Raw genomic sequence first — 12,237 nt, 5'->3', positions numbered from 1 at the left:
GCGCACGCTGTCAGTCAATGAATAAGCATGCCGCCGTTCACGTCGAGCGTGATGCCGGTGAGATACGTTGACAGATCGCTCACCAGAAAGAGGCACGCGTTTGCGACATCGGCAGCATCGCCAAGCCGGCCAAGCGGAATGCCTTTGATGATGTCCACGCGCATCTCCGCGGTGAGTTTGTCGCCGGTAATGTCGGTCTGGATCAGACCGGGCGTGATCGAGTTGATGCGAATGCTGTCGGGACCGAACTCGCGCGCCATCGCACGGGCAAGACCGAGCACGCCGGCCTTCGCGGCGCTGTAATGGGGGCCGCCGAAAATACCACCGCCTCGTTGCGCCGACACCGACGACATGCACACGATGCTGCCGCCTTTCTGCTCTTTCATCGCCGGCAATACGGCTTGCGACATATAGAGCGTGCCGCGCAGATTGACGTCGACGATTGCGTCGAAGCCCTCGGCGGTAATGTCCAGTGTGCGCACTGGCTGCGTGATGCCGGCGTTGTTGATGAGGCCGTCGATGCGGCCGTATCGTTCGAGCGTCGCCTTCGCGGCCTTCACGCAAGCGTCTTTGTCGGTGACGTCGCAGGCGAGCCCGAGGTGGGCTTCGCCGAGATCGGCGGCGGCCTGCTTCGCGTCTTCTGCGCGCAGGTCGAGGATCACAATGCGTGCGCCTTGCTCGGCCAGTGCTTTGGCGGTGGCTTTGCCGATTCCGCGCGGTGAAGCCGCGCCCGTGACGATAACGACCTTGTTGTCGAGCAGCATGATTGTCTCCTGGGTGTTGATCTGATGACGCAGTGTCCGGCACGCGGTCACTCGCATCAACACCGTGGCGCTCAACTATGCTTGAGAAATTTTCAGGTAACCGGCTGCCAGCCCGGTAGGCATGCTGGGTCGCTGTGTCGACGCGCCGCAACAACCCGCATGCTCATGCACGTACAGGGATACCCTGATGCCGACTCGGCGCAGCCGTTACGCCGTACGGTCCCTGTGACCGATTTCCCGCTCGATCCATGCGATGAACCGCGCAACGCGTGGGAGCTCCGCGTTCTGGGGCGGATAGACCAGATGATGCGCGCCCACTTCGACGGAGTGTGTATCGGCGAACACCGGCACGAGCGCGCCTTCCTTGATCCGTACCGACGCGAGCATCAGGCTTTCCAGCGCGATGCCCAAGCCGAGTGCGGCCGTCTCGAGTGACATGTACGAGCGGTCAAACGAGAAATCGAAAGTCTTGTGCGCAGCGGACACACCGGTGCGTCCGAACCACTGCTTCCATTGGACGAGCGGCGTCTCCGAATAGATCAGACGATGCGCCAGAAGATCTTCCGGCGTTCCGACCGGGTGGCTTTCCAGATATTTCGGCGAGGCAAGCGGCGCGATGAATTCATTGCGCAGTGTCCTGACCTCGAGATCGCGCCAGTTCGCATAGCCGTGCCGCAAGTCGATATCGTAGTAGTCACTGGTAAACGATACATCTTCATACGAGCAGGCCAGATTCAACTGGATATCGCCGTTGGCTTCCTGAAACGATTCGAGCCTGGGCAGCAGCCACATGAGCCCGAAGCTGGGGCTGGAATGCACACGCAGGATATCGACGTCGGCGCGGCTCGATGCGCGCTCGGTCGCGCGGCTCAGATCCGCAAGAGAGCCCGTCACGTCCGACAGATAGCGCTCGCCTGTCGGTGTCAGGACAAGACCCCGGCCCGACCGATAGAAAAGTGGTTGGCCGATGATCGATTCGAGGTTGCTGATCTGGTGACTTACCGCCGAAGCGGTCAGACCAAGTTCCTCGGATGCGCGGCTGACGCTCCTGGTTCGGGCCACGCTCTCGAAAGCGACGATGGCTTTCACGGGTGGGATGCGCATAGTGAAATTTATTTCAGTCGCAGTTGAATGAAACCGCCTTGTTAGCACGCCATCCGCACTGCCATTCTGTGGGCAAGCCGCGTAACCAGGGCTGTGAAGTTTCCTGATGCAGACCGCGTCAATGCACGGGCAGCACTGCAGTAAACCATAGACATATATTGCGCAGCGCAACAACTGCGCAGGAGACAGCGATGAATTATCCGTCCTTTCTGCTGACGGCACGTTCGATCGTCAAAAGCTTCGGACCCACGAGCGTCTTGAAGGGCTTTGATATTTCAATCGCCGCAGGCGAAGTGCACGCGTTTCTGGGCGGCAACGGCGCAGGCAAATCGACGCTCATCAAAATCATCTCCGGCCAGTCCGATCGCGACGGCGGCTCGCTCGAATTCGACGGACAGGACATCGGCGCATCCGTGGGCGGCCATGTCGCCGCCGGCACCATTGCAGTGGTCAATCAGGAACTGGCGCTGCTGCCGCATCTATCCGTCGCCGAAAACATCGCGATGCCGCGCTTGCGGCGCGGGTCCGCCCGCTACAGCGAACGGGCTTCAATGGCCATCGCCATCGAAGCGCTCTCGCTGATCGATCCTCACTTCGCGCGCGAATCGGCAGGACGGCTCGTCAGCGGCCTGACGCTGCATGAGCGCCAACTGGTGGAGATCGCCCGCGCGCTCGGCTCAGGGGCGAAGTTGTTGCTGCTCGACGAACCGACCGCCAATCTGACTGCGGCGGAAACGGGCCGGCTCTTTTCGGTGATACGCCGGCTGATCGCCGACACGGGGCTCGCTGTACTGTTCGTCTCGCACCGGATGCGCGAGATCCGCCAGATCGCCGATGTCTGCACGATCATCCGCGATGGCAAGACAGCGGTCGACCGTGCGGCGCTCGATGCGATCACGGACCGTGAAATCATTGAATGCATGGGGCAAAGCGTTGTGGTCGACGAAGCGGCGAAGAGCGTAGCAGAGTCGGCGCAGTTGACACAGGCCGCGCCGCTTGCCGACCGGGAAGCTCACGATGGCGCCAAGGTCCAGTCCGCCGGCGTGCTTCGCATCGAGCGTGATGGCGTGGCGATCGAGGTTCCCCAAGGCGCGATTGTCGGTCTCGCTGGCGCACCTGTCGGCCCATCGTCGCTTATCGATGCGCTAACCGGTATCGCACCCGCCGGAGCGTGGGCCATCACGCGTGACGGCAGGCGCGTGAGCCACGCTCACCCCTGCGCCGGCGCACGCGACGGCGTCGGCTTTGTCTCCGGCGATCGCTCCAACAAAGGCATCCTCGCCACCCTGCCAATCGTTGACAACCTCGTCGCCGCTGCGCGTGTCGTCGGGCGGCGGCATGTCGTGGGTCGTGCGGAGATCGAACAGAGCACTCAACTACTTGAAACGCTGAAAATCCGCGCAGGCTCGCTGTGGGACTTGCCCGCAACGCTCAGCGGCGGCACCCAGCAGAAGCTGCTGGTGGCCCGCTGGCTATTGCTGCGACCCAGGCTGCTGGTGCTTGAAGAACCTACACGCGGCGTGGACATCCGCACGAAGCGGGAAATCTACGGGCTGATCCGCAAGATGGCGCAGCAGGGCACGACGATTGTCTGGTGGTCGACCGAATACATCGAGCTCGTCGAGTTGTGCGACACGGTGCTTGCTTTCGACCTCGACGGTAAGCCTACCGAAGTATTGCGCCATTCCGACGTCAGCGAAACGCAACTTGCCGCCGCAACCGGCATGGCCGCCTAGACCGCTTTGCACAACGATATCTATCTGGAGACAGTCATGAAATCAGTCACTCACGCGATCGCGGGCGAGCATCGCCAGCCTGGTGGCGCATTGCGCCGCTTGCTCTCGACTTATCGCACGGAAATTGCCATTGCAATCGCCATCATCGTGATCGAGCTGGCGGTCAGCATGATCGTGCCGGCAGCGCTGTCCGGCGGCAACATTTCCAACGTGACGCAAGCGGCCGCGCCGCTCGTCATCATGGCGTTCGGCGTACTGCTCGTGATTATTACAGGCGGGATCGATCTGTCCGTTGGCTCGGTGTTTTCGCTGACCGGCATGGTCACGGGCCTTGCCATGGTGCACGGTTATGGCTCAATCGTCAGCAGCCTCGCGGGATTGTCGGTCGGGGTCGTGATCGGTGCACTCAACGGTGCGCTCGTGACCTTCGTCGGGCTGGCGCCGTTCGTCGTGACGCTGAGTACGTACGCGATCGCGGGAAGCCTTTCATTCATCGTTACGGACGGCCATTCGCTGCCGATTTCCGAACCCAACTACTACCTGCTGAATTCGGGAACGCTGATTCCCGGCCTGCCGAACTACGCTCTGTGGTGCGTGCTGCTGCTCGTCGCGATCGAGTACTGCCTGCGCAAGGTCGTCGCGGGGCGGTGGCTGTATGCGATCGGCAGCAGCAGTTCATCGGCCCGCGTGATCGGCATCCCGGTCAATCGCGTGCGGCTGGGCGCCTATCTGCTGTCGGGGCTGTTCGCTTCATTCGCGAGCATCGTCAGCGTGTCCTACATCAGCAATGCGGAAGCGACCGCGGGCTCGAGCCTGATGTTGCAGGCGATCGCGGCGGTCGTGATCGGCGGAGCGAGCCTCTTCGGCGGAACAGGCTCCGCGATCGGCGCGCTGCTTGGCGCACTCATGATCACCATCATTCAGAACGGCGCGAACCTCATCGGTGTCAACAGCTTCTGGCAAGGCACCGTCACAGGCGTCGTCATTCTCATTGCGGTCCTCGTCGACCGCGTTACCAAAGCCCGGCGTTGAGCACGGGTTAGTTCCAGGAGACAAAGATGGACAAGCATACGTTGCACTCGGCCGGCAGGTTCTCAGGCCATCCGCTCGGACGGTTGATAGGGGCATCGGCATTGGCGCTCAGCATGGCGTTCGCGTCGCAGATGTCGTTCGCGGCAGACAGGCAGACCGTCGCGTACATCGCGCCGTCACTGGATATTTCGTACTGGCAGTGGGTGGCGTATGGCGTGAAGCAACGGGCGAAGGAACTCGGCATGGATTACATCGAGTTCACCTCCGAGAATTCACCAGCCAAACAGATGGACAACGTCCGCACGGCGATGACACGCGGTGTCAGCGCGATCGTCATGGGGCCGGTCAGTTCGACCAGCACGCCACCGGTCTTGCGTCTGTTGAAGTCGAAGTCTATCCCGGTCGCATTCACCGGCATCGGGCCGCAAGCCGGTCAGACCGACTATACGTCGGCGGTCACCGCCGACAACTACGATACTGGCAAGGCCGAGGGCACCTATGTCTGCAAGCTCGCGAAGGAGCGTGGCAGCAATAAGGTAGCGGTGCTATCGCTGCCGCAGGATCGCGAGAACGCGCAGAAGTATTTGAAGGGCGCGCAGGAGTCGTTCAAGGCGGATGGGTGTGAAGTCGTACAGGTGTTAGAGACGCACGGCTTGACCGTCAACGAAGCGGTCACCCAGGCGAACGACGTGCTGACGGCGCATCCGGACGTCAAGGCGATCTACGGCATGTACGACGAAGCCGCTACCGGCGCCGCGAAGGCGTTGCAAACGCGCGGCATGGTCGGCAAGGTTGCCGTCGTGACCGCCGACGGTAGCCCGACGACGATCAAGCTGCTGCGCGATGGCGCGATCCAGGGGATATTCCTGCAGGAGGCGGTCGGGCAGGGAATCGACGCGACCACGCAGGTCTTCAACGCGCTGAACCATAAGCCGACGACCCATGAACTGGCGCTCAAGGAGCCGCTCGTGACGAAGGCAACGATCGATCAGCCGGAAACACAGGCAACGGTCAAGCGAGTCTATCCGCCGTCAGCGGGTAATTACTGATACTTGAGTGGGGTTGCGGTATGGCCGTTCGTACGCCGCGAGCGGCGCCGTACTCCGGCTTACTCTAAACGGGAGACACCATGGACAATCTGCCGATCATCGATCCGCATCATCATCTTTACGATCTCAAAATCGGTAACTATCCGTGGCTGCAGGGACCGATGCTCGAGCGCGTATTCGGTGATTATTCGGCCATTCGCCATGACTATCTGATCGATGACTTTCGCGCCGACATCAGGAATCAGAACGTCGTAAAGTCGGTTCACCTGCAGGTCGAATATGACCACAACGATCCTGTCGCCGAGACGCGCTGGCTCCAGGGCGTCGCCGACGTTCACGGTTATCCGCACGGTATCGTCGCATTCGCGGACCTCGCCGCACCGAACGCGCAGGCTGTGATCGAGGAACACTGTCGGTTCGCCAACGTGCGGGGCATCCGTCAGTGTCTGAATTTCCACCGCGATCCGGTGAAGACGTTTATTGATAACCCAAATCTGATGAGCGATCCGCAATGGCGTCGAGGCTATGCGTTGCTCAAGCGCTACGACCTGTCGTTCGATCTGCAGTTGTACTACACCCAGATGGAGGAGGCCTTGTCTCTCGCACGGGAGTTCCCCGATACGCTGATGGTGCTCAACCACACCGGCATGCCAGTCGACCGGACACCGGAAGAGATCGAAGGCTGGAAGCAGGGAATGAAATCGCTCGCATCGGCACCGAACGTTTTCTGCAAGATATCTGGACTGGGCATGGGCGATTGGAAATGGACGGTGGATAGCATCCGGCCGTTCGTTCTGCACGCGATTGAAGCGTTCGGGTCAAACCGCTGTATGTTCGCGAGCAATTTCCCGGTCGACAAACTGTTTAGCAGCTATGACGCCGTGTTCGACGCATTCAAGGAAATTACACGAAAATTTTCGTCCGAGGAGCGGCGCGCGCTATTTCACGACAATGCGGAGCGGGTGTATAGGCTGTGACATCACCGATACTGCGATGTGGCTCTCCTCAGGGTGTGGCCCCGAAACGCTTTTGTTTCCTGGCACCAACTGAGCGTTTTTCCGGCTTGCCGCGAAAACCACCCTGCCGAGGGTACTTCGGACCATGCCCGACTTGCCGAGGGGCCGCAATGGGCCCGTGAAGTGCCGTTCGCAGGCGCCCCGCGACAGTCTGTACAGGGTCGTCAGTACGCGTTGGCGGATTTGAGAGTCGCCGCTCTGGAGCCGCCTCGGGCGAGCGCTACGGTGCGCCCGGCAACGAAGCGGTGCTCAACGCGTTCTTGCGCTACCACCATACGCAGGGGCTTTCCGAACGGCCAATGACTATCGCCGAACTGTTCGCGCCTTCCACCACGACGCAGTTCGTTATCTGACGCCATTCGCGGGGGCGGCGAAAATCTCTTCCTCTGGCTCGAGACAGGTTTCTTTATGCGCGCCAACCATGCTTCGGCTACGCCAACTGGCATGCCCGTGCTCCAGACGACGGGCCATATCTCCTCGTTCGGCAACGACGCGATTGCATTGCGCTGGACGAACGAGGACAAACGTCTCGCCGGTTTCTCACTGATCGATTGCGAGCGCAAACGCACGTTACGCATCGTCGCGCCGCTCACGTTCACGCTCGCTGACGGAACCACCATAAGCCTGGCCGAGCTGAGGGTCGTTGCGCCCGTGAGCGACGCTGCGCTCGAACCCAACCCGCATGCGTCCCGCTTGGGCGAACGAATCGCAGGGCGACGCACGAGCGTCTCCCTGGTAGATACGCATGGACGCCTAAAGGTGCAATGGAGCGTGGAGCAGCGCGAAGGTTCACGATATCTGCGCGTCCAGCTGGCGATTACGGCGCTTCTTCAGGACGAAGCAATTGCTGCCGTGTCGTTGCTGAAGACGCGCGCTCCAGGCGCCAGAGCCAGTAGTGAGCGCAAGGGCACGCCGGTCATTGCGGGCAATTTCTATCTGGGCTTCGAGCACCCGCTGGCGACAAGTCAGGTGAAGGGCGACAGCCTCAGCTTCATGCTGCATCGCGCGTTGCCGCTGGAGAAAAACAGGACGCTGGTCTACTCCGCTGTGGCAGGTGTAGCCAGCGACGGCCAGGTTCGGCGCGACTTCGGCATCTATCTGGAGCGGGAACGGGCTCGCCCGTATCGCCCGTTTCTGCACTACAACAGTTGGGCCGACATCGGCTACCTCACGCCGTACACGCAGGAGCAGGCGCTCGAGCGCATCGAAACAATCGGCCACGAGTTGCACACAGCGCGCGGGGTGCAGATCGATTCGCTTCTGTTCGACGATGGCTGGGACGACCTTGGCGGCGGCTGGCAATTCAGCAAGGCATTTCCACATGGCTTCGCTCCGCTGCGCGACGCTGCCGCGCGGTTCGGCGCCGCTCCCGGCATATGGCTCTCCCCGTGGGGCGGCTACGGTACGCCGAAACAGGAACGCGTGACGCGAGGACGTGCCGCTGGCTATGAGGTCATCGACAACGGTCTCGCATTATCGGGGCCGACGTATTACCGGCGCTTTCATGAAGTCGTGATGAACTTGCTCGACAAGGGCGGCGTCAACCATTTCAAGTTCGACGGCACAGGCAATGCCGACAGGGTGTTCCCCGGCAGCCTGTTCGACAGCGATTGGGACGCGGCGATTCAACTGATCGAGGACATCCGCGCGGCCAAGCCCGAAATTTTCATCAATCTCACCACAGGTACGCATCCGTCGCCGTTCTGGCTGCGCCACGTCGACTCCATCTGGCGCGGCGGCAGCGACGATGGCCTGGCGGGCAGCGGGACGAATCGCGAGCGCTGGATCACATACCGCGATACGCAGACGTATCACAACGTCGTGGAGCGCAGTCCGCTCTTTCCACTCAATTCGCTGATGCTGCACGGCATCCTCTACGCGCAGTGCAATCCACGCCTCAATGCGTCGTCGGGCGACGCATTCTCCAACGAAGTGTGGTCGTACTTCGGGACCGGCACGCAATTGCAGGAGCTCTACATTACGCCGGCGCTGCTGGGCGAGCACGACTGGGATGTGCTTGCGCGCGCCGCCCAATGGGCGCGAGAAAACGGCGACATTCTTCGCGACAGTCATTGGATCGGCGGGGCGCCGGACGAACAGGCGGCCTACGGTTGGGCAGCGTGGGCGCCGCGCAAGGCGATCGTGACGCTGCGCAATCCTCACAGTCGCACGCAACGCTTCACACTCGACCTGCGGCGCCAACTGGAACTGCCGGATCACGCGGCGGCACGATTCGAATCGCACAGCCTTGGGCGTGCGGGGGATTCCGGTATTCCTGTTCAACTGGACGCTGATCTGTCGCAAGCAGTGCAACTGGCGCCGTTCGAAGTGCTCACGCTCGAACTGCTGCCGGTTGCCGCCGCGAAGCGGTGAAGGGGGACGAGGCGTAGGCGCTAGTACAACCTGTCGGCCAGTTGAATCGGCTTTGCCTCGATCTGATGGAGGTCGAAGACCAGCACCTCGTTGTTACCTTGCACGAGCCATGGCGCGGGACAATACAGGCGCCTTTGCGGGCCGATGTTCCAGTAGCGTCCGAGATTGTGGCCATTGACCCAGACGATACCCTTGGTCCAGTTGCTCATGTCGAGCCAGGTGTCGCCGACTTCAGTCAGCAGCACGTTCGCCTTATAAAAGAGACCGGGTTTCCGTGGGTTCGTGCAGTCTTCGTTGAGGTTGGCGATAAACGTTTCATCCATCGGCAGCAGGTAGATGTCCCATTCCTCGAGCAACGCGAGCGAGCCGTCGACGTGTTTCATCGTGACCGGCTCGAGCAGACCTTTACGGTCAACGATCGCGGGTCCGAAATTGACGCGCCCCATGGCCTCGACGAGTATCTCCAGCGCTACCTGGCCGTCCGGGTTCGACCCGTGCTTGTGCCGCGCCGAAGGCAGGGCAAGCGGCGCGCGATGCATCATGCGGAGCGACTGCGCGTACTTCTGCGGCAGTTGCGCTCTCGATACGCCGCCCGCGTACCGTTCACCAAGGAAAACCGTTGCGTAGTCGTGAACGGCGCTGATATCCAGCACACCGCGCGCGTGCTCCGGCAAAGACTTGCGATACAGCACGAAGCCAAACGCCTGACCGTAGCGTTCAAACGACTGCGGCTCGACGCCATGCTCGCGTGGCAGTGCCGCGGGCAGATTGTCCCAGATCGAGGCGTAGAGCGTTGGCATCAAGGCCTCAGCGCCTGCGCAGTCAAGCGTGGCGATGACCTCGGGTATGGCTGGCAAGGGTTCGGGCAGATAGCTGGCGATCAGGTCTCGATACTTCATGTACTTCGGCGTCGCCATGCCTTGCTCGCTGATCGGCGCGCAGTAGTCGTAGCTCGTGATGTCGGGCTGATAGTTGCCTGAAGCGTCCACGTTCGCGCCGGCAAAAAAGCCAAAGCTCGTGCCGCCGTGAATGACATACAGGTTGAACGACAGTCGCGCCTGCATGAACGTGGCCAAGGTACTGGAGAGGTCGTAGTCCACGCCCGCGAACCCCGCTTCGCCCCAATGCGTGAGCCACCCTAGGTACACCTCGCCAGCCATCGCGGGCACCGAGGGGAATTCGCGGCGCACAGTTGCGATCTGCGCTGCGTCGCCGTTGCTCAGCGCGATTGCGCCGCCCGTTACCGTGGTGCGATTGCGTTCGAGTTGCGGCAGACCGTCTTCGGTGTAGAACGGCCCGGTTATGCCTCCTGCTAGCCAAAGCTGCCTGAGCTCTTCGAGGTAAGCCGGATTGCTCGCATACGAACCGAATTCGTTCTCGATCTGGATCATCAGGATCGGTCCGCCGTGCTCGCTCATCAATGGCTTGATACGCGGAACCAGTTCGTCGATATAGCGAGCCACCGCCGCCATGTAGCGAGGATCGGTGGCCGAGTCGGTCCGCAACTGGATGTCCCGATCGCGCAACAGCCAGGAAGGGAGGCCGCCCAGATCCCACTCTGCGCACACGTAAGGCCCGGGGCGCAACAGCACCCACATCTGCTCGGCTTGGCACAGGCGGACGAAGGCCTCGATATCGCGATTCCCGCTGCGGAAGTCGAACACGCCTCTATGCGTCTCGTGGTAATTCCACATGATGTACAACGCGATGCAGTTCATCCCCATCGCCCTTGCCATGCGGATCCGGTGTCGCCAGTACTCGCGCGGGATGCGGGCTGGATGCATCTCGCCGCTGCGAATCTGGAACGGCAGGCCGTCGAGCAGGAAATGTTCGCCGTCGGGGCTAAAGGAGAAGGTATGGCTGCGTTCGAGGTTCACGATGGGCGTTGTCAAGTCGACGAATGCAGGCTACCTGTAAATCGGCTGCACCTGCGAGAACGGTAGAACGCAGTTCCTTAACGATCAACAGCTTGCGAACTTTTTCGGTCCGCGGCGGCGCCATGCCTCGCACGGACCAAAGGTGTCGTTCGCCGGACCGGCCGACCAAGGTCAGCTGAGGAACGGCGGATTCAACCGGTGGATTCGATCGCTCGATGGAATCGTTCAGCTGGCGTGCGTATTGCCGGTGCGTGAACTATTCTGAAAAGATCGCAATTGTTCATTCCTTTTCAGGTATTCGACGGGAGGTGTGCCATGTCGATGTCGCCAACCTTGCAGGACTGCCTGCGCAGCAAGGGTTCCCGCTACGAAGTCGTGCGTCACCCATACAGCCACTCGAGTATCGAAACGGCTGCTGCGGCGCACATTCCGGGCGACCGCCTCGCCAAGACCGTGCTCCTCGAAGACGAACACGGCTACGTGGCCGCCGTGCTGCCGTCAACTTACGCGGTGCAGCTCTCCGAACTCTGGAGCAAGACAGGGCGCCGGCTCGCTCTCGCCACGGAAGTCGAACTGCGCGAATTATTCAAGGACTGCGATGTGGGAGCGCTGCCGCCAATTTGTATGGCGTATGGCATGAAAACCTACCTGGAATCCAGTCTGGCAGGCCAGCCAGACGTCTACTTCGAGGCGGGCGATCACGAAGAGCTGATTCATATGGAAGCGGATCAGTTCCTCATGCTGATGGACGATGCGGAGCGCGCCCATTTCGCCCGGCGGATGCGAGGGTTGAGCGGGCGGGCCTGACCCAACTGGCCCGCCCGTGCGCTGGCCGCGATAATTTGACCGCCTTTTGCTTCATTTGTCAGGGGTAACTAATCAGTGGAAGCTGGAATTTTTTTCCAACTTCCGCTTGATTAGTCACGCGTCATTGCGCCAGTTGCCAGCGCAGCACCGGATGCGTCGCGCCGGCAGGCATCGCCCACACCCCCGTCGGACTGAAGTCATCACCCACGAATGATGCCGGTGTGCTCATCTGCGCGGTGGTCAGCCCGTTCGCCGCGGGAATCGGCGTGCCGTACACGACGCCGACTGTGGCGGTCGTGGTGTCGGTGTCCCAGTACACATCGTTCCCGATCGTGCCTGTATTGGCCCGCGCGATGCCGATCGGCTGATAGGACGGCTGAGTCACGAGACCGGTTGCGAATGACTGGGTGATCGTTCCCGAGTTTATGACGACAAGGCCAACCGGCGAAATATCCGCGTTCACCGTGTAGTTTTTCGGG

General features: G+C 61.3%; 9 protein-coding genes and 1 pseudogene. 6 read left to right on the top strand and 4 right to left on the bottom strand.

Features of this window, described 5'->3' with window-relative positions; translation table 11 throughout:
- Positions 1 to 14: 14 nt before the first annotated feature.
- The gene (locus tag HDG37_RS09595; protein ID WP_184046417.1) at positions 15 to 764 is read right to left on the bottom strand and encodes an SDR family NAD(P)-dependent oxidoreductase; all 750 of its coding nucleotides are present in this window, start codon (positions 762 to 764) and stop codon (positions 15 to 17) included.
- Positions 765 to 971: 207 nt separating this feature from the next.
- The gene (locus HDG37_RS09590; protein ID WP_184046415.1) at positions 972 to 1,868 is read right to left on the bottom strand and encodes a LysR substrate-binding domain-containing protein; all 897 of its coding nucleotides are present in this window, start codon (positions 1,866 to 1,868) and stop codon (positions 972 to 974) included.
- Between the two features lie 191 nt (positions 1,869 to 2,059).
- Between HDG37_RS09590 and HDG37_RS09585 the strand changes: the two genes are divergently transcribed.
- The 5 genes from HDG37_RS09585 to HDG37_RS09565 all read left to right on the top strand — a co-directional run bounded on the left by HDG37_RS09585 (position 2,060) and on the right by HDG37_RS09565 (position 9,074).
- Complete coding sequence (locus tag HDG37_RS09585; protein ID WP_184046413.1) at positions 2,060 to 3,604, top strand: ATP-binding cassette domain-containing protein; 1,545 nt, start codon at positions 2,060 to 2,062, stop codon at positions 3,602 to 3,604.
- A gap of 36 nt (positions 3,605 to 3,640) precedes the next feature.
- Positions 3,641 to 4,636 (top strand): ABC transporter permease, encoded by a 996-nt coding sequence (locus HDG37_RS09580; protein WP_184046411.1) that lies wholly within the window; start codon positions 3,641 to 3,643, stop codon positions 4,634 to 4,636.
- 26 nt (positions 4,637 to 4,662) lie between these two features.
- A complete protein-coding gene (locus HDG37_RS09575) occupies positions 4,663 to 5,685 on the top strand; it encodes a substrate-binding domain-containing protein (RefSeq protein ID WP_184046409.1) in 1,023 nt (340 codons plus the stop codon).
- 89 nt (positions 5,686 to 5,774) lie between these two features.
- Positions 5,775 to 6,662, top strand: coding sequence for an amidohydrolase (locus HDG37_RS09570; RefSeq protein ID WP_221311958.1), 888 nt, complete (start codon positions 5,775 to 5,777; stop codon positions 6,660 to 6,662).
- A gap of 447 nt (positions 6,663 to 7,109) precedes the next feature.
- Positions 7,110 to 9,074, top strand: a complete 1,965-nt coding sequence (locus HDG37_RS09565) for an enterotoxin (protein WP_184046406.1) — start codon at positions 7,110 to 7,112, stop codon at positions 9,072 to 9,074.
- Between the two features lie 20 nt (positions 9,075 to 9,094).
- Here HDG37_RS09565 and HDG37_RS09560 read toward each other — a convergent pair whose 3' ends face one another.
- Positions 9,095 to 10,966 (bottom strand): beta-galactosidase, encoded by a 1,872-nt coding sequence (locus HDG37_RS09560; protein ID WP_184046404.1) that lies wholly within the window; start codon positions 10,964 to 10,966, stop codon positions 9,095 to 9,097.
- Between the two features lie 300 nt (positions 10,967 to 11,266).
- Here HDG37_RS09560 and HDG37_RS09555 point away from each other — a divergent pair, with 300 nt between their 5' ends.
- Entirely contained in the window at positions 11,267 to 11,758 is a 492-nt protein-coding gene (locus HDG37_RS09555; protein ID WP_090807449.1) for an aminoacyl-tRNA deacylase, read from the top strand.
- A 121-nt stretch (positions 11,759 to 11,879) separates the two neighbouring features.
- Here the strand turns inward: HDG37_RS09555 and HDG37_RS09550 are convergent.
- Positions 11,880 to 12,197, bottom strand: a pseudogene (locus HDG37_RS09550) (filamentous hemagglutinin); the annotation flags it as partial.
- Between the last annotated feature and the right edge of the window lie 40 nt (positions 12,198 to 12,237).

Origin of the sequence: Paraburkholderia sp. MM5384-R2 (assembly GCF_014201025.1) — a bacterium.
In the GTDB taxonomy this organism is placed as follows: domain Bacteria; phylum Pseudomonadota; class Gammaproteobacteria; order Burkholderiales; family Burkholderiaceae; genus Paraburkholderia; species Paraburkholderia tuberum.
The sequence above is the reverse complement of the archived record's forward strand: the minus strand, read 5'-3'. Positions and strand labels throughout refer to the sequence as shown.